Source organism: Lentilactobacillus sp. TOM.63 (genome assembly GCF_030361045.1).
Lineage (GTDB): Bacteria > Bacillota > Bacilli > Lactobacillales > Lactobacillaceae > Lentilactobacillus > Lentilactobacillus dabitei.
Map to the genome: position 1 here is coordinate 42,771 of NZ_JAUCAP010000003.1, position 18,016 is coordinate 60,786.

At 42.4% G+C, this 18,016-nt stretch carries 16 protein-coding genes; 1 reads left to right on the plus strand and 15 read right to left on the minus strand.

The window, feature by feature from the left end; translation table 11 throughout:
- Window positions 1-3: 3 nt before the first annotated feature.
- From nusA to rpsB, 12 genes are all read right to left on the minus strand, one after another.
- On the minus strand, window positions 4-1,206 hold the full coding sequence (gene nusA, locus QUF07_RS01090; RefSeq protein WP_217161336.1) for a transcription termination factor NusA: 1,203 nt from the start codon (window positions 1,204-1,206) through the stop codon (window positions 4-6).
- 18 nt (window positions 1,207-1,224) lie between these two features.
- Window positions 1,225-1,698: a ribosome maturation factor RimP gene (gene rimP, locus QUF07_RS01095; RefSeq protein ID WP_054746590.1), complete on the minus strand. Its 474-nt coding sequence runs from the start codon at window positions 1,696-1,698 to the stop codon at window positions 1,225-1,227.
- Window positions 1,699-1,822: 124 nt separating this feature from the next.
- On the minus strand, window positions 1,823-6,139 hold the full coding sequence (locus QUF07_RS01100) for a PolC-type DNA polymerase III (protein ID WP_217161337.1): 4,317 nt from the start codon (window positions 6,137-6,139) through the stop codon (window positions 1,823-1,825).
- 245 nt (window positions 6,140-6,384) lie between these two features.
- Window positions 6,385-8,094 (minus strand): proline--tRNA ligase, encoded by a 1,710-nt coding sequence (locus QUF07_RS01105; RefSeq protein WP_289426616.1) that lies wholly within the window; start codon window positions 8,092-8,094, stop codon window positions 6,385-6,387.
- A gap of 34 nt (window positions 8,095-8,128) precedes the next feature.
- Window positions 8,129-9,403 (minus strand): RIP metalloprotease RseP, encoded by a 1,275-nt coding sequence (rseP, locus tag QUF07_RS01110; RefSeq protein ID WP_289426617.1) that lies wholly within the window; start codon window positions 9,401-9,403, stop codon window positions 8,129-8,131.
- 21 nt (window positions 9,404-9,424) lie between these two features.
- Window positions 9,425-10,213 carry a phosphatidate cytidylyltransferase gene (locus tag QUF07_RS01115; protein ID WP_217161340.1) on the minus strand — a complete coding sequence of 263 codons (789 nt, stop codon included), beginning with the start codon at window positions 10,211-10,213 and terminating at the stop codon, window positions 9,425-9,427.
- Between the two features lie 12 nt (window positions 10,214-10,225).
- Entirely contained in the window at window positions 10,226-10,987 is a 762-nt protein-coding gene (gene uppS / locus QUF07_RS01120) for an undecaprenyl pyrophosphate synthase (protein WP_289426618.1), read from the minus strand.
- A gap of 72 nt (window positions 10,988-11,059) precedes the next feature.
- Window positions 11,060-11,506, minus strand: a complete 447-nt coding sequence (locus tag QUF07_RS01125; RefSeq protein WP_054746588.1) for a hypothetical protein — start codon at window positions 11,504-11,506, stop codon at window positions 11,060-11,062.
- 16 nt (window positions 11,507-11,522) lie between these two features.
- The gene (frr, locus tag QUF07_RS01130) at window positions 11,523-12,086 is read right to left on the minus strand and encodes a ribosome recycling factor (protein ID WP_056982862.1); all 564 of its coding nucleotides are present in this window, start codon (window positions 12,084-12,086) and stop codon (window positions 11,523-11,525) included.
- 2 nt (window positions 12,087-12,088) lie between these two features.
- Window positions 12,089-12,811, minus strand: coding sequence for a UMP kinase (gene pyrH, locus QUF07_RS01135; protein WP_289426619.1), 723 nt, complete (start codon window positions 12,809-12,811; stop codon window positions 12,089-12,091).
- A gap of 212 nt (window positions 12,812-13,023) precedes the next feature.
- Window positions 13,024-13,902: a translation elongation factor Ts gene (gene tsf, locus QUF07_RS01140; RefSeq protein ID WP_217161343.1), complete on the minus strand. Its 879-nt coding sequence runs from the start codon at window positions 13,900-13,902 to the stop codon at window positions 13,024-13,026.
- Window positions 13,903-13,995: 93 nt separating this feature from the next.
- Window positions 13,996-14,793, minus strand: coding sequence for a 30S ribosomal protein S2 (gene rpsB / locus QUF07_RS01145; protein WP_217161344.1), 798 nt, complete (start codon window positions 14,791-14,793; stop codon window positions 13,996-13,998).
- Window positions 14,794-15,024: 231 nt separating this feature from the next.
- Here rpsB and QUF07_RS01150 point away from each other — a divergent pair, with 231 nt between their 5' ends.
- Window positions 15,025-15,753, plus strand: coding sequence for an HAD family hydrolase (locus tag QUF07_RS01150; RefSeq protein ID WP_289426620.1), 729 nt, complete (start codon window positions 15,025-15,027; stop codon window positions 15,751-15,753).
- 117 nt (window positions 15,754-15,870) lie between these two features.
- Here QUF07_RS01150 and QUF07_RS01155 read toward each other — a convergent pair whose 3' ends face one another.
- From QUF07_RS01155 to QUF07_RS01165, 3 genes are all read right to left on the minus strand, one after another.
- Entirely contained in the window at window positions 15,871-16,869 is a 999-nt protein-coding gene (locus tag QUF07_RS01155; RefSeq protein WP_289426621.1) for a D-2-hydroxyacid dehydrogenase, read from the minus strand.
- 80 nt (window positions 16,870-16,949) lie between these two features.
- Window positions 16,950-17,222 (minus strand): GIY-YIG nuclease family protein, encoded by a 273-nt coding sequence (locus QUF07_RS01160; protein ID WP_289426622.1) that lies wholly within the window; start codon window positions 17,220-17,222, stop codon window positions 16,950-16,952.
- Window positions 17,206-17,958 carry a tRNA1(Val) (adenine(37)-N6)-methyltransferase gene (locus QUF07_RS01165; RefSeq protein WP_217161398.1) on the minus strand — a complete coding sequence of 251 codons (753 nt, stop codon included), beginning with the start codon at window positions 17,956-17,958 and terminating at the stop codon, window positions 17,206-17,208. Before QUF07_RS01165 ends, QUF07_RS01160 begins: the two co-directional genes overlap by 17 nt.
- Between the last annotated feature and the right edge of the window lie 58 nt (window positions 17,959-18,016).

The window sequence follows — 18,016 nt, forward strand, 5'->3', positions numbered from 1 at the left end:
AAATTAGTCTTCATCAGATTGATCAGAATCCGGATCATTTGGATTTGTCACTGATGCTTCTGCAGAATCCTCGTCACTTGATGGGTCAACTGAATCATCGGTCGAATCGGTTGAATCATCGACCGGATCATCTGAATCATCAGCTGCAGCTTGGCGCTGGTCCATCAATTCTTTGGCTTCTGTTTCAGATTTAATATCAATCTTAAATCCAGTTAATTTAGCGGCCAACCGAGCATTTTGACCCTTCTTACCAATTGCTAGTGATAACTGATAATCCGGAACAATGACCGTACATGCCCGATCATTATCCTCATCGAAGATCACATCAACCACTTCAGCAGGATTTAAAGCATTGGCAATATATGACGCATCGTCTTCATCCCATTCTACGATATCCATATTTTCGCCGTGCAGTTCATTCACAATTGTTTGCACCCGTTGTCCACGGGGGCCAACAGCCGTTCCGACTGGGTCGATATCGGAACTATTCGAGCGAACAGCTACTTTAGCCCGATCCCCAGCCTCTCTTGCAATTGAAACAACCTCTACAGTACCATCATAAATCTCTGGGACTTCTTGTTCAAATAAACGTTTTAACATTCCAGAGGCAGTCCGGCTCACAAAGACTTGTGGGCCTTTGGTGGCATTCTCAACCTTCGTTACATAGACCTTAATCCGGTCCTGTGGCCGATACACTTCATTTGGCATCTGATCTTTGACACCCATAACGGCTTCCACTTTACCCAGGTTAACGTATACAAAACGCGTATCCTGACGTTCAACGGTTCCAGTGACCAATTCGTCCATGTATTTGGAGTACTCATCAAAGACGTTCTCTCGCTCAGCTTCACGAACCCGTTGCATGATCACTTGTTTTGCAGTCTGAGCGGCAATTCGACCAAAGTTCTTTGGCGTCACCTCAAACTTTATTTCATCGCCCAGTTCGTACCCCTTATTGATTTGAAGGGCGTCGTCCAAGGTCACTTGAAGTTGATCGTTCACAACGTCTTCCACAACGGTTTTAACAGAATAGACGTGCATTTCACCCTTTGTTTCATCGAAGTCAACCTCGACGTTCTGAGACTGACCGTAGTTTCGCTTGTATGCAGAAACTAGGGCTGCTTTCAAGGCGTCGATCACAACCTCTTTCTTGATACCCTTCTCTTCTTCTAGTGCAGAAAGGGCACCCAAAAGTTCTTTACTCATTTTTATTGTCTCCTTTAGCTAAAATTTAATCGCCAACCGCGCCTTAGCAACTAAATCACGGGGAACTTTCAAAGTTGGATTCTTGCCCCACTTGTCGTTTTCCATGATCAATTGATCGTCATCAACAGCTGTCAGTGTTCCTTCAAATGACTTGCTGCCATTTAAATTCTTATAAAGTGACACATTGATGTACTCGCCGATTGCCTGTTTAAGCTCTTCTTCATTACGAAGCGGCCGTTCTGCACCTGGCGATGATACTTCCAAGAAATAAGCTTGGGGTATCGGATCTGGATCCAGGGCATCTAATTTTTCACTTAATTCATCACTCACGACAACACAATCGTCAATGGTGACGCCCCCGGGCTTATCAATATAAACCCGAAGGTACCAACCGCCTTTTTCTTTTACAAACTCAACATCGAATAAGTAAAATGAATGTTCATCTAAAATTGGTTTGACGACCTGCTTCACCGTTTCAACAACATTGCTCAAAAAAAGGCCTCCTAAAAATTATCCATTAAAAAGAGCGAGCATTTCTGCTCACTCCTTGCAAGTTATTTTATAAATTAAGTATAACATATCGCTGAAAATATTACAAACACGACTATTAACCACGTTACATCATATCAAAAAGGCTGAGCTGATTTTCATCAGGAAGACCATCCAATACATGATTTTCAGTCATAAAGTCAATCAAGGTTTTGGATACCTTCCCCCGTTTAGACAAGTCTTCCTTAGACAGGAATGGCTTATCTTCTCGAGCAGCCACAATCTGCTTGGCTACGTTGAGACCCAGACCCGGCACAGAGTTAAACGGGGCAATTAACGTATCTCCATCAATCAACCACTGGCTGGCATCCGATTTGCTTAGATCAACCATCTGAAATTGGTATCCACGTTCAAGCATCTCATTTGCAAGTTCCAGAACCGTTAACAAATTCTTTTCCTTGGTCGAAGCTTCCATCCCTTTATCATTAATCTGCCGCATTGCATTCTTAACAGCTTCTTTACCACGGCACATCGAAACAATGTCGAAGTCATCAGCCCGAACTGAGAAGTAGGCAGCATAGTAAATCATTGGGAAATAGACTTTGAAGTAAGCAATTCGAAGCGCCATTAGAATGTAAGCAGCCGCATGGGCTCGTGGGAACATGTACTTGATCTTTAGGCAGGATTGGATATACCAGTCGGGAATTTTGGCTTTCTTCATTTCAGCTTGCCAATCATCTGGAATTCCCCGGCCATGACGAACGCTTTCCATGATCTGGAAGGATAATTCAGAATCCAGGCCCCAATTAATCAAATCAGTCATAATGTTATCCCGGCAGCCGATCACATTGGCAATCGTTGCCGTCCCGTTCTTGATCAATTCATCGGCATTGCCCATCCACACGTCAGTCCCGTGAGACAAACCAGAAATTTGAAGCAACTCTGAATAATTACTTGGATGAGTTTGTTCAAGCATCCCCCGAACAAACCGCGTCCCAAATTCCGGCACTCCCAGCGTTCCAGTCTTGGATTGGATCTGGTCCTCGGTTACGCCCAATACCTTAGGACTTGAAAAGATTGACATGACGCCAGGATCATCCATTGGAATTGTTTTTGGATTAATGCCAGATAAATCTTGAAGCATTCGAATCATCGTCGGATCATCATGACCCAGAATATCGATTTTTAAAATATTGTCATGAATCGAATGGAAATCAAAGTGGGTCGTTTTCCATGCAGCATCTTGGTCATCAGCGGGATATTGGATGGGCGTAAAGTCGTAAATATCCATATAATCCGGCACAACGATAATCCCAGCCGGATGTTGCCCAGTTGTCCGCTTAACCCCGGTGGCGCCTTTTGCAAGCCGATCTTCTTCAGCTTGACGGTAAACTTTACCCTTGTCCCGCTCATAGGCCTTCACGTATCCATAAGCAGTCTTATCAGCGACCGTCCCGATCGTTCCGGCACGGAATACGTTCTTCTCACCGAACAGCACCTTAGTATAATTATGAGCGATTGGTTGATAGTCACCAGAGAAATTCAAATCAATATCTGGAACCTTATTTCCTGTGAATCCCAAGAAAGTTTCAAACGGAATATTGTGGCCATCGCCAATCATTAGGGTGCCGCATTCTGGACACTTCTTCCGAGGTAAATCATAGCCTGAACTATATTCGCCCTTTGTGAAGAACTCTGTGTGGCGACAATTTGGGCAACGATAATGGGGTTGCAATGGATTTACTTCGGTAATTCCTGTCAGTGTCGCCACCAGACTTGAACCAACAGATCCTCGTGACCCAACCAAATACCCATCTTTGTTACTTTTGGCAACCAGTCGTTGAGCAATTAAATAAATAACGGAAAATCCGTTGCCGATGATACTTTTCAGCTCTTTATCCAAACGATCAGACACAATTTTAGGCAACGGATCACCATACCACTCGTGAGCAGTATTCATGGTCCGGGTTTTAATCTCGTCTTCGGCACCCTCCATTCGAGGCGTGTAGAGCTTATCTTTTAATGGATGGACATCATCAATCTCGTCGGCAATTTTATTTGTGTTGGTGACAACGATTTCTTCAGCCTTGTCCGCACCAAGAAAGCCAAAATCACCTAGCATTTCGTCGGTCGTCAAGAAATGCAAATCAGGCAGCTCCTGGCGATTCAGTGGATTGGCGCCACCTTGAGAATTAATCAGAATTTTTCGATAAATATAGTCCTGCGGGTTGAGATAGTGGACATCTCCGGTAGCAACCACTGGTTTACCCAGTTCATCGCCAAGTTTCACAATGTTAGAAATAATTTCCTCTAAGTTATCTTCATCAGCAATCAATCTAGATTCGATCAGTGGTGCATAAGCCCGTCTTGGCTGAACTTCAAGATAATCATAGAATTGGGCCTTTTGGCGAGCTTCATCCATCCCTTTTTGCATCATCGCAGTGAAAACTTCCCCTGATGAACAGGCAGATCCTACGATAATGCCGTCACGATATTTCTCAAGTTGGCTCCGAGGAACCCGGGGGACCCGGTGGAAATATTGAACGTTGGAAAGTGAAACAATCTTAAACATATTCTTCAATCCAGCTTGAGTTTGGGCAAGCAAAATTGCGTGGGACGGGCGCGCGTGACGATAGGCGTCATTATCCGTCATATGCTCATTCAATTGGTCATGATAAACAATCCCATAACGCTTTTCCGCATCTTTTAAAAAGAGATAGTTCAAGTGACCAGTGGTTTCAGCATCATAGATTGCTCTATGGTGGTGCTCCAAGCTGACATCAAATTTCTTTGCTAAAGTGTTTAACCGATAACCCCGCAGGTTAGGGTACAAGAATCGGGCAAGTGTCAGCGTATCGATGATAGGATTGGCCATTTCGTGCATGCCATGGCGAACATAGCCTTTATTCATAAAGCCCATATCAAAAGTAACGTTATGGCCGACAACAATTGCATCGCCACAAAATTCTCTAAATAATTTGAAAACTTCTTCTTCGGATTTAGAACCGTGGACCATTTCATCGGTAATTGACGTCAAGTTTGTCGTCTGTTCCGAAAGATGAAAACCGGGATCGATGAACTCTTCAAATTGATCGATCACATTACTATTTTTCATTTTAACAGCTGATAATTCAATGACCCGGTCATACATGGCAGACAATCCCGTTGTTTCGGTATCAAAAATAACGTACGTTGCATCAAGTAACGGAATATGCTGATCATTGTAAGTAATCGGGACACCATCATCAACCAAGTTAATTTCAACGCCATAAAGCATTTTAATATCATTTTTTTCGGCAGCATGAAAGGCATCTGGGAATCCTTGCACCGCGGCATGATCCGTGATTGCGATGGCTTTGTGCCCCCATTTTTTAGCCTGCTTGGTAAAATCAGCGATGTTGTTTGTCGCATCCATTTGACTCATTGAGGTGTGGAGATGAAGTTCAACTCGCTTTTTATCGTCAGGCGCACTGTCTTGACGGGAAACCGTTTTGACAGGATTAATGTCATAGGCATTAAGGGTTAACTCATGAGAATAATTGTCTTCTTGAACATTCCCACGGACTTTGACCCAATCGCCTTCGTTAACCCCTTCAAACAAGGCTTCTTCACCCTTATTAGAGAACTTCTTCACCTGAATAGAAGAGGTATAATCAGTTATTTTTAGCATTAGTAACTGACGACCAGAGCGCAATTCCCGAATTTCTTTGTTAAAGACATATCCGGAAACAACAATGGACCGCTCTTCTTCGGTAATCTCTTCCAACTGGGTGACCGGCAAATCATCCTTGATTTTTCGGCCAATTAAACTTTTGGCTGAACCACCATGTTTTGGTTTAGCGGCATTGGTTTTTTGAATGGCTTCGTTGGCTTTTTTGACCAACTCAGCATTAGCCGCCTCATTTTTCTTCTTGAATGCCTGAATATTCTGTTGAGACAAGCTTTCATCAACGATTGTATGAATTGTAAAGTCGGGAAAACCAGCCTGTTGGTACATTTCTTCGATTGGTCCTAAGGCAGTATTGGTCATGAAATCCTTGACAATGTCATTTTCGGCAATGAATTCAATTCTCGAATCAACAATTGAAGGATATTTATCTTCACACAATTCCTTGATTAAAGGCGAAGTGACTCCACTGTTAACCACGACCCACTGCCAATATTGCCGAAGCAGTTGTTCATTGAAATTGTTGTTGGCCGCTGAAATATTAAGTGATACCTGGGCAATCTCGTCGAACGCGGACTTAAGGCGGGCATTGAAATCTGTGAAGACTTCAAATGGTAGAATTCGGGGCGTTGTGATGTCAAACTGCCAACGATTACTTTTCTGATGGACTTCCAAATGATCAATTTTGGCACCGTCGAAGTACGGCATTTGGCCGGCTTGCGACCATTGAAGTTGTTGTAATAATTTATCAAATAATGCGTTCCGATCCAAACTCACGGCAGGTCCTCCTATAAGTGGTGAAAAAGACGATTGTCTTCTAAAATATCAGCAATAGAAAAGACTTTTTGTCCTGTTGCTAATACTTAATGACAGAAAGTAGTCGCCCAAAATCACAATTTAGCAATCAAACAGTCAAACTTCCTCAAATAAAAGAGAAGACCAAGGACAAAACACAGCTTTGCCCCAGCCTCCTCAAATTGAACTGATGACAATCAGTTACATACTAGAAGGTATATACGAGATTAGTCAAGATTCTTCAACAATATTTTTATTGTATCACTTAATTCTTCGACCTTGCTTTCAACAGTTTCGCCACTTTTACGAATTTTAATTTCGACAATCCCATCTTCAGCTTTTTTACCAATGGTGATTCTCAACGGAATTCCCATCAAATCAGAGTCAGCAAATTTAACACCAGCCCGTTCTTTACGGTCATCAACCAAGACTTCAAGGCCATTCTTGGTTAATTGATTCTCAATCTGGTTGGCCAAATCCATCTGAACCTGCTTTTTAGCGTTAATTGGAATAACGTGAACCACGTATGGGGCCACAGCAACTGGCCAAACCAGCCCGTTTTCATCAGCGTTTTGTTCAGAGATTGCTGATAATAAACGACTGATTCCAATCCCATATGATCCCATGATAACTGGGACAGCCCTGCCATTTTCATCCAAAACATTGGCTTTGAGACTCTTTGAATACCTTGTACCAAGTTTAAAGATATGGCCGATTTCGATTCCCCGAGTGAATTTCAGCTTACCCTTGCCATCAGGTGACAGTTCGCCTTCCTTGATGGTGACAAAATCGTCCACTTCGTCGATCCGAAAATCACGGTCAGAATTGGCATTGACGTAATGATAGCCATCTTCGTCAGCGCCAACCACGGCATTTTTCATGTTGGCGACCCGTTGATCAGCGAGAATTTTGATGTCTTCGCTCACTCCAACTGGTCCCAACGAGCCAAAGTCTGCTCCGAGATATTTCTGAGCTTGTTCGTCAGTCGCCAAATCAAGAAAATCAGCCTTGAGATAATTTTTAACCTTAACCTCATTCACATCATAATCGCCACGAACGAGCACCATAACCGGTTTTTCGTCCGCAATATACAACATCGACTTGATTGTTTTGGTTTCAGGCACATTCAAAAAGTCGGCAACTTCTTGAATGGTTTTAGCGTTGGGGGTTCCAACCTTCTTGATTGCTTCTTCAGCATCGGTATCTGGGGTCGCATCCACTTTAGACTTTGCCATTTCGAGGTTGGCAAAGTAATCGCTCTTGTCCGAATAAACAATCGTATCCTCACCCACAGCTGCCATTGCGGAGAATTCCTTGGAATCAGACCCCCCCATTGCACCACCATCGCCAATAATGACCCGGTATTTCAAGCCAATTCGATCAAAAATCGTCCGATAGGCTTTTTCCATTGCCTGATAAGCCTTGTCCAAGTCCTCTTCGTTAGTGGCAAAAGAATATGCGTCCTTCATAATAAATTCCCGGCTGCGGAGCAACCCATAACGAGGCCGGTTTTCATCCCGATATTTATTCTGAATTTGGTAAAGAATCAGTGGTAACTGCTTATACGATTTAATTGAATCACGAATAAGCGCAGTGAATGTTTCCTCATGCGTTGGGCCTAAAATAAAATCGGTATCATGACGGTTCTTGAACTTAAAAAGTTCAGGCCCATATGTATCATAACGACCGGACTCTTTCCAAAGGTCAGCCGGTAAAATATCAGGCATCAGCATTTCGTGGGCAGATGTTTTTTCCATCTCCTCACGAACGATCGTTTCGATCTTGGTCAATACGCGGTAGGCAAGTGGCAAGTAGGCATACATTCCAGCTGAAACTTGACGAATATAGCCAGCCCGAACCAACATTTTGTGGCTCAGGGCCTCTGCACCACTTGGGGTTTCTTTGAGGGTTGGCACCAAAATTTGTGATTGCTTCATCGAAAAAAGATCTCCTTTAAATTCTAATTGTTAATTAATGTAAGAAGTAACGCTCGATATCATTCCAAGTTACGAGAATCATGAGTAACATTAAAAATGCAAACCCAATCAAGGTCACAACTGTTTCGGTTGTCTGAGAAACAGGTTTGCGACGAATAGCCTCGATGATGTTCAGAACTAACTTACCACCATCTAAACCTGGAATTGGAATGAGATTAATAATCGCCAAGTTGAGAGAGAGGAACGCCAAGAAATTCAAGACGCCACTCAATCCCATGGAAGCGGCCGTAGAAGTAGTTGCGAAAATTGCAACCGGACCACCAAGATCGTTCAAACTAAAATGACCACTCACCATAGACCAAAGCGCCCCCAGCAAAGTTTTACCCATCGACCAGGTTTTCGTGAAGCCAGATAGGATTTTTGCTTTAAAACTGGTGTCCATGGACTGGGTAACCCCAATGAAACCACTCTTCTTGCCGTTGAGGGTTTGGGATTTGGGTTTCATTGAAAGGGACTTATTCTGGCCATCACGATTGACAATAACTGAAATTTTTTTGTTTGGATTCGCACTAATTTGGACAGCCATCGCTTGCCAATCAGTCGTTTTGTGTCCATCAATCGACACGACCCGATCGCCTGATTTCATTCCCGCATCCCGCGCAACTGAATCATTTGGCATCACGTTGACTTTATTACTGTTTGAGGCAACCCCACCTTGAACAAAACCAAGAATGGTATAAACCAAAATCGCCAAAATAAAGTTATTAAAGACTCCGGCAACATTCGTGAGCATTCGCTTTGGTAAAGTTGCAGATTGGAATTGAACATCCCGCGGGGCAATTTGAAGCTCGGTGCCATCCGTTTCAATAATTGTCGCGTCATGATCAACAAGATAGGACTTCACTTGCGACTCGTCCCCATTTTCGTATCCTTTAATATACAACCCAGTGTCTAAATCAGTATTAGTAACGGTCAATGGGATTCCTTGAAACAAGGAATGCTTGTTACTGGTATTAATGGATGTGACGACCCCTTGATCATTCAATTGAAGTGTGACTGGAGTTCCAGGCTTTAATTCCTCTTCACCATCATCGCCCTCGCCGGCCATGCGGACATAACCGCCAAGTGGCAACAATCTCAACGTAAACGTTGTGCTGTTTTTTCGGTAGTAGAACACTTTTGGCCCCATTCCAACCGAAAACTCTCGAACAAGAATTCCCGAGCGCTTAGCAGTAATAAAATGGCCAAACTCGTGAAAGATCACCAGAATACCAAAAACGATTATGAAGACAATAATTGTAGTTATCAAGTGACTCTTTCCTCCTAAAAACTAAATGATTCCGACTAAATGAAGCATTGGCAGGACAAACAATAGGCTGTCAAAGCGGTCTAAAATCCCACCATGCCCTGGAAGTATTTTACCAGAATCTTTCACCCCATAATAGCGCTTGAGTGCAGATTCAATCAAATCACCAAATTGACCCGCAATTGAAAGGAGAATTGTGATGATAATCATTTGCAATAGTGAATATCCAGAAATCGGGAAAAAGTAAATGTAAATTGAACAGATAATTGTCGCGGCAATCGATCCATAAATTGAGCCTTCCCACGTTTTGTTGGGACTGATTCTCGGCGCCAATTTGTGTTTGCCAAACATTCGGCCAAAAATATAGGCACCACTATCAGTCGACCAAACGATAAATAAAGCATACAAGAGGACAGTCAACGAAACGGCTCGGGCCAGAATAAAGTAATGGAAGCCCATTCCGACATAGAGCATGCCCAATGCGATCACACCAGCATCATCGAACGTGAATAAGTTTTTGCTGAAGACGGTCAATAACAACAGCATCAACACAAACAAGAAAAAAACGAAGTTCTGTTCTACCTTGGCAGGTAAAATTGCTGTCCAACTGTCCGGCAGGATCAGCACACTGACACCTAAATAAGCAATAATTGACTCGGCAGAAACCAGAATTCGCTTCTTCATGATTAGGACTTCAGAAACTGCCACAACCCCTAATGCCATTGCAGCGATATCAACCCACACGCCGCCCAATATGATAATTGGAATAAAAATGATTAACGCAACTACTGCTGTTATTACCCGTTGTCTCACAACTGTTCGCTCCTATTTACTATTATTGAGGCCACCAAAACGGCGATCTCGTTGCTGATACTCCTCAATCATTTGACTAAGGGTTACCCCATCAAAATCCGGCCATAACGTATCTGTAAAAACTAGTTCACTATAGGCGATTTGCCAGAGAAGAAAGTTGGAAATCCGTTCCTCTCCACTCGTTCTGATCAGTAAATCCGGATCCTGAAAGTCTCCCAAAAAACCGGTCATTAAATGATTCGAAATCATCGCATCATCAATTTTCTGAGGATCAACTTTACCGGCCTTCGCCTCACTGGCAATTTGTTGAACCGCCAGTTTAATATCTAAACGACTCCCATAGTTTAAAGCAAAATTCAAGATCATGCCAGTGCACTGACTAGTATCCGCAATTGCATTCCGAACTGCTTGCTGGGTCTTGGGTGGTAATTGGTCAATCAGTCCCATCACCTTGACTTGAACATTATTTTCAATCAGCTCAGGAATAAAGTTATTGAAAAATTTAACTGGTAAGCCCATTAAGAAACTGACTTCATCAGTTGGGCGTTTCCAGTTTTCGGTTGAAAACGCATAGAGTGTTAACACCTTCACTCCCAGCTTACTGGCAGCCTTGGTAACAGTTTTAACGGTTTCCATCCCCTGTTTATGACCTGCAATTCGTGGTAAATGACGTTTTTGAGCCCAACGACCATTTCCGTCCATGATGATGGCGACGTGGTTGGGAATTCGGCTAGGATCTACTATTAACTTGTTTTGATTGATTTGCTTGGACATGGCACGCTCCTAAATTTGGTTGAGGGCAAAAATAAAGGATGAGAAGAACTCATCCCAAAATGCACTCAATTGTTAGTTTGTTGCACCATCTGGACGTTCAACCATTCGCCATTCGCCACGTTTGGCATCAGCTAAGGTATTGAAATATTTAAGCAAGTTGTTAGCATCTTCAGGGCTCTTTTGACCTAACATGTTGAGCCCCTTACCGGTCGTCATTGGTTCTGACAAGTCGGTAATTTCATTTCCCTTTTCGATTGTTGCATTTGAGAATGCAATGACCCAGTCTTCTTCAACCAGTTGAGAAACGATGAAGAATAAGTTGAAATCGTCAGTAACGTATGCTGGCATTGCATATAGATCATCTTGAACTGGTTGTAGGTGACCGCCATTGTAGTCCAACACAGAAAGATTGTCGGGAGTTACTGGTTGGTTCAATTTAAAAAGCATTTTGCCAAATTCGTCAGTTCCAGGAACTACTGCAACTTCATCGTCTTTGTTACCTGAATTGTTTTCTGCCATGTTCATATCCTTCTTTCTAACCGTTAATGACTTCGTCTTCTTTATCAGAAACGATTTTTTCAAGACTTTTAATATTAGAATCAGTTAGTTTTTGAACTTGATCTTCGAAACGGTGTAATTCATCGTCCGTAATGTCCTCATTCTTATTACTCTTCTTCAAGCTATCCATTGCCTCACGGCGGACGTTTCGGATGGCAACCTTACTTTCCTCGCCAGTTGCTTTAACTTGCTTGGCAACCTCTTTTCGACGATCTTCAGTTAACGCTGGCACCGCCAACCGAATTGCTGTCCCATCATTAGCTGGATTAATGCCCAAATCGGCTTCATAGATTCCCTTTTCGATGTCCTCCAATGCAGATTTATCGTAAGGAGTAATTAGTATAACACGTGCTTCGGGAATTGTAATTGATGCAATCTGGTTCAGTGGTGTTGGTGCACCATAATAATTGACCATCACACCATTTAACAGGCTGGCGTTAGCACTTCCTGCCCGGATTTTACCAAGTTCACGTTCAAGAACTTCTTGGGCTTTCTTCATCTTTTGTTTTGCTTCATTTAATACTGTTTGCGAATCTGCCATATCTATTTCTCCTTCACAGTCGTTCCGATGTTTTCACCAATGACCACTTTGCGAATATTTCCAGGGTTATTAAGGTTGAAAACAACTAACGGAATATGATTGTCCATTGAAAGTGAACTAGCCGTGGAATCCATCACTTTCAATCCCTTTTCTAGTATATCCATATAGGTTAAAGTTTGAAATTTAACGGCGTTTTTATTCTTTCGTGGATCGGCAGAATAAATACCATCAACGCCATTTTTGGCCATCAAAATTGCATCAGCACCGATTTCTGCAGCTCTAAGGGCAGCAGTTGTATCAGTTGAAAAATAAGGATTACCGGTACCAGCAGCAAATATCACCACCCGACCCTTTTCGAGGTGGCGGATTGCTTTTCGGCGAATGTATGGTTCAGCAATTTGGCGCATTTCAATTGACGTTTGAACCCGGGTAGGAACACCTAATGATTCAAGGTTGTCTTGAAGTGCAAGACCATTCATGGTCGTTCCTAACATTCCGATGTAATCGGCTTGGGCCCGTTCCATCCCCATCTCGGCACCGGCTTCTCCACGCCACATATTACCACCGCCGACAACGATTCCAATTTGAACGCCAAGATCACATATATCTTTGACTTCCTGGGCGACATTTTTAATAACGGGTGGATTAATTCCAAAACCCCGCTCGCCAGCTAATGCCTCGCCGCTTAATTTTAAAATAATTCGGTTATACTTTACTTTAGACATCTAGGTGCCTCCCATAGTTAATCATTACAATCAATTTTAGCATACTAAAGAAGTCAGCAACAAGAAAACTGGCATTTTCAGGAATTCTTAGCATTTATTCTTATCAAAATCCAATAAAGGTACCCAACAGTTTGAAAATCCGATGAAAAATTAGCTTAACGCAGAAAAAAACCGGTTCAAAACAAGATGTTCTGGCCGGCTTAATGTCATTATTAGTTATTTAATTGATCACGAACTTCGTCTTCAAAGCTCTCTTGTTTCTTTTCGATGCCTTCGCCAACTTCGTAACGGACGAATTTGACAATTGAGCCATTCTTTGAAGCAACGTATTGGGAAACAGTTTGGTCTGGATCCTTAACGAATTCTTGATCCTCTAAGCAGATTTCTGCCAAGAACTTGTGAAGTCGGCCTTCAACCATTTTTTCAACAATCTTTTCAGGCTTACCTTCGTTCAATGCTTCTTGAGTTAAGACTTCTTTTTCATGAGCTAACCGATCGGCTGGCACTTCATCTTTGTTTAAGAACTCGGGATTAGTTGCAGCAACATGCATTGCAACGTCCTTAGCAGTTTCTTCATCAGCACCCTTTAATTGAACAAGGGCCCCGATCAAGCCACCATTATGCAAGTATGAACCAAATACTTCATCATCATTCTTATCAAGAATCGCAAAACGACGTAAGGTCACTTTTTCGCCAGTGACTTGCGTTGTTTCGATTAAATCATCTTTAACAGTCCCCTTGTCGGTCTTTAATGCGAGGGCAGCATCAACGTCAGCAGGCTTGTTGGCAACGATTGCGTCACTTACCCGACTCACAAGTGCCTTGAAAGGATCACTAGTGGCAACAAAGTCAGTTTCAGAATTAATCTCAACAATTGCGGCCGTATTGTCTTTAACAGCAATCGTGGTTAACCCATTAGCAGCAACTCTGCCGCTCTTTTTTTCAGCTTTGGCAACGCCTTTTTCACGGAGTACTTCGATCGCCTTGTCAAAATCGCCTTCAGTAGCAACTAAAGCTTTCTTTGCGTCCATCATACCAACGCCGGTTTTCTTTCGTAAATCCATAACTTGAGATGCGGAAATTTTTGCCATTATAATGGCCTCCCTTTTAATGTTAATAAAAACTGGCCCTACACCAAGGCCAAATTGGTCCACAGCGATAGGGTCAGCCTAGTGCTTAATTAATTACTTTTTTGAATTGTCGCCTTCAACAGCATTGGCAATATCTTCAATTGAATCTTCTTTTTTGTCTTTCTTATCAGCATCTTTACCTTCGAAAGTCTTTTCGTTAACGTCATCTTCACCTTGACGGCCTTCAATAATGGCATCTGCCATTGTTGAAGTGATCAGACGAACGGCACGGATTGCGTCATCGTTTGATGGAATGACAACATCGATTTGATCCGGATCAGTGTTGGTATCAACCATCGCAACGATTGGAATATTCAACTTCATTGCTTCGTGAACAGCAATTTGTTCTTTACGAGGATCAACAATAAAGATAACATCAGGAATCTTTGGCATATCTTCAATTCCGCCTAAGAATCGTTCCAACTTGTCTTGTTGCTTAATCAAAAGTGAAACTTCCTTCTTAGGAAGGATGTCGAATGTACCATCAGTCGCCATCTTCTTAAGGTCCTTCAAACGTTTAACCCGTGATTGGATAGTTTCCCAATTGGTTAATGTACCACCAAGCCAACGATTGTTAACGTAGTATTGGCCAGCGCGTTTTGCTTCTTCTGCGATAGAATCTTGAGCTTGCTTCTTAGTTCCAACGAAGAGAACAACGGCACCTTTTGCGGCTTCTTCCTTCATGAAATTATAAGCAACGTCAATTAACTTAACGGTTTTTTGTAAGTCAATGATATAAATACCATTACGTTCAGTAAAGATATATTGCTTCATCTTTGGATTCCAACGACGAGTTTGGTGACCGAAGTGGACACCTGCTTCCAACAATTGTTTCATAGAAATAACAGACATAATATAGCCTCCATATAGTTTTTCCTCCCCAACGATCTGCTGCTTCAAGAACCAGAATAGGCACTACTCAAAGCATCACGTCAGGTGTGTATTTAAAACACCTTTAAAAGTATATAAGATATTGCCCGCCAGCGCAAGCATTAACTGTAGTTTGTCACCAATTTGTGATGTAAATTGTTAAATTTAAGTAAAACGTGTTAGAATTGAAACTCGTGACAAGGAGGAAATTACATGATTAAAGCCATCGTTTTCGACGTTGACGATACACTATACGACCAGCAACAGCCTTTCGAGAGGGCATTCCGAAGACTTTTTGAGCTGACTGTCTCAGCTGATGAAATGGATCAAATCTTTTCTAACTATATTCGCCAAGAACAGCTAGTGGTTGCCAAATCAAATTCCGATTCAGACATGAAACTATCAAGAGCAGAAATTAACTTCCATTGCTTACACCATACTTTTAAAAAGTTTAGTCTCCCAGGTCTCACCCAGTCGGCCGCAGCTGATTTTCTGTCGGCATTTGAAGAATCCAGTAACGGTATCCAACTCTTCGACGGCCTAACGACTATGTTTAATACCCTCGTTACAAAGTTTAAATTAGGGATTATTACGAATGGCTCAAATGAAATTCAACTTGCTAAAATAATGAAGCTCAAACTGCATCACTGGTTTACCAGAGAACAAATTATCACTTCCGAGGATGCCAAAGCCAAGAAACCTGATCCGATGATTTTTACCCTTATGAACCGCAAATTCAACCTGCGGGGAAACGAAATGATTTATGTCGGTAGTTCTTACTTTGACGATATCGTTCCTGCAAAGAAAGCTGGCTGGCAAACAGTTTGGTACAATAATCACAACAGTACAATCAGCGATCCGAACATTATTCCGGATCAAACAGTCAGAAATCCCGCGGAGCTGCGAGATTTACTATTAGACTTGGCTGCCCAAGTTGATTAACGCCAACGCTCATGATAACCAAAGTGGACGCTTAACTTTACAATCCTGTAACTGAGGATCTAAAGTCAAGCGTCCACTTTTTTGATATACAGCACCGAGACAGGTGAATGCCACTAATTACAGTTCAACTAACTTATCTGATTGACCCGTTTCGATCAATGACTTGTTAGCGTCCATTGCATAATAAACCATGTTGCGAACTGCTCGTTTGGTGTAAAAAGCAATGTGTGGGCTGACAAGCACATTTTCCCGCTTCATCAAGTTCTTCAAACGGTCATCCGGAATCTTATCAAAACTGCCAAAATTATTATTGAAAACACCCACTTCATCTTCGTAAGTATCCAACGCGGCACCAGCAACCTTACCGGAATCCAGTGCTTTAATTAACGCATCCGTATCAACCAAAATACCACGCGCAGGATTAAGAATGTAAACCCCATCTTTCATTTTGGCAAATGCCTCATCATTAAGCATATGTTCATTTTCCTTGGTGGCAGGAGCATGAAGAGAGATAACGTCAGCTTTTGCATACAGTTCATCGGGGGTTTCGACGTAAATTCCCTCTTTTTCCAATTGCGGATTATGGTAAATATCATAAGCAATCACTTTAGCGCCAAAGCCTTGATAAATTTGAATGGCTGCCCTGCCAATTCGGCCAGTTGCATAGACACCGACCGTCATTTGGTTTAACTCTTCAGCAATATCTGGTGCCCAGCGAAGATCGCCATTAGCCATTTTATTGTCAAAAGTTGGTGTCCTTCGCAGTAATCGCATCAGTTGAGTCACAGTAAATTCTGCGATGGCTTGTGGGGAATAGGCAGGCACGTTGGTCACTTGAATACCATTTCGTTTTGCAGCGGTGGCATCAACGTTGTCAACACCCACGTTTCTCAACGACAAATACTTGATTCCAAAGCTGCCCAACTTGTCCAAGACAGACGCTGTGTAAGGCTTCTGCTGATATGTAACCACGCCATCTGCACCCTTTGCCTGATCAACCGTGTTTTCATCAAGCAATTCAGCAGTGGACGCCACCTCAACTGTTGGATTTCCTTCTGACCACTTGTCTAAAAAAGGCTTTTCATCGGCACGAATGCCATACGCAATAATTTTCATGGATACGACCTCCTCATAAAGTGATTTCATTATACCACCCAGCCGAACAATTATCACCGCCAGAGCCGACACAAAGGGCTTTAACGTGCCTGAACACCATGGGATGTCAAGTAATCAATCTTTCGCTTTCTCGTTAAGTGTTTAAATTGATACTCGGCGCTAAGAGCGTCATGCTCATTTTGAAAAGCTTTTGTAAACAAGATCTTTTCAGGAAAATGAGAACGAGTGTACTTTGCGCCTTTACCAGCTTGATGCTGTGTGAATCGGCGTTGAACATCGGTACTAAACCCCGTATACAAGCTTCCATCGCTGCATAATAATACATACATATAAAAACTATTTGTTTGTTCCATAAAGCATCTTCTTTACTTGAGGTGTGTAGGCATCCCCATCATAAGTAATCACATCAGGCTTAATCTTTAAGCCATTTGGTTTGCCATCCTTAATTGCCTCAACCAAAACCATGTTGGCATCACTCCCATTTCTGGGCCTAACAAGTTGAACCACTTTAGGCTCTAATCGATTTGAACGAAGGCTGAAAAACAGATCAGTTAACCGATCGGGTCGGTATACCATAAAAAGCTTGGCATTCATCTTAAGCAAGCCGGCCGCAACCGCCACAATCTGATCCAAAGTTATGGTCAGTTCATGGCGAGCAATCGCAAGATACGTGTTTGGGTTCTTTTCACTGGTATCATAATTAACAAAATAAGGCGGGTTACAAACCACAACATCTACAGAATCCTTTTTGACATAGTTCGTAGCATTCCTCAAATCATCGTTGACAACAGTAATCTTCCCTTCAAGATCATTGAGTAAAACACTCCGTTTAGCCATATCTGCCAATCGCTGCTGGATTTCAATCATCGTGATGTGAGCAGTTGTCGCTTCACTCAAAAAAAGGCCAACTGCCCCATTGCCGGCACAAAGATCCACCACCTCTTTGATCCTTTTGCCGCTCACTTTTGCAAAGTCCGCCAGCAACACCGCGTCAAGAGAAAAGGAAAAGACTTCTGGGCTTTGAATAATCGAAATGTCCTTGCTGTATAAGCGATCAATCCGCTCGTCAGCTCGTAATTTAACCTGCATCATTATTATTCCTTCACATTTTAGTTTGCCAAACACTTCTAGTTTACGTTAATATTAT

Excerpts from the sequence above, each read along its gene's own strand:
- QUF07_RS01160 (WP_289426622.1), bottom strand. The coding sequence starts at position 17,222 with ATGGAACAAACAAATAGTTTTTATATGTATGTATTATTATGCAGCGAT.
- QUF07_RS01150 (WP_289426620.1), top strand. The coding sequence starts at position 15,025 with ATGATTAAAGCCATCGTTTTCGACGTTGACGATACACTATACGACCAG.
- QUF07_RS01165 (WP_217161398.1), bottom strand. The coding sequence starts at position 17,958 with ATGCAGGTTAAATTACGAGCTGACGAGCGGATTGATCGCTTATACAGC.
- QUF07_RS01155 (WP_289426621.1), bottom strand. The coding sequence starts at position 16,869 with ATGAAAATTATTGCGTATGGCATTCGTGCCGATGAAAAGCCTTTTTTA.
- nusA (WP_217161336.1), bottom strand. The coding sequence starts at position 1,206 with ATGAGTAAAGAACTTTTGGGTGCCCTTTCTGCACTAGAAGAAGAGAAG.
- pyrH (WP_289426619.1), bottom strand. The coding sequence starts at position 12,811 with ATGTCTAAAGTAAAGTATAACCGAATTATTTTAAAATTAAGCGGCGAG.
- QUF07_RS01125 (WP_054746588.1), bottom strand. The coding sequence starts at position 11,506 with ATGGCAGAAAACAATTCAGGTAACAAAGACGATGAAGTTGCAGTAGTT.
- tsf (WP_217161343.1), bottom strand. The coding sequence starts at position 13,902 with ATGGCAAAAATTTCCGCATCTCAAGTTATGGATTTACGAAAGAAAACC.
- uppS (WP_289426618.1), bottom strand. The coding sequence starts at position 10,987 with ATGTCCAAGCAAATCAATCAAAACAAGTTAATAGTAGATCCTAGCCGA.
- QUF07_RS01105 (WP_289426616.1), bottom strand. The coding sequence starts at position 8,094 with ATGAAGCAATCACAAATTTTGGTGCCAACCCTCAAAGAAACCCCAAGT.
- rpsB (WP_217161344.1), bottom strand. The coding sequence starts at position 14,793 with ATGTCTGTTATTTCTATGAAACAATTGTTGGAAGCAGGTGTCCACTTC.
- frr (WP_056982862.1), bottom strand. The coding sequence starts at position 12,086 with ATGGCAGATTCGCAAACAGTATTAAATGAAGCAAAACAAAAGATGAAG.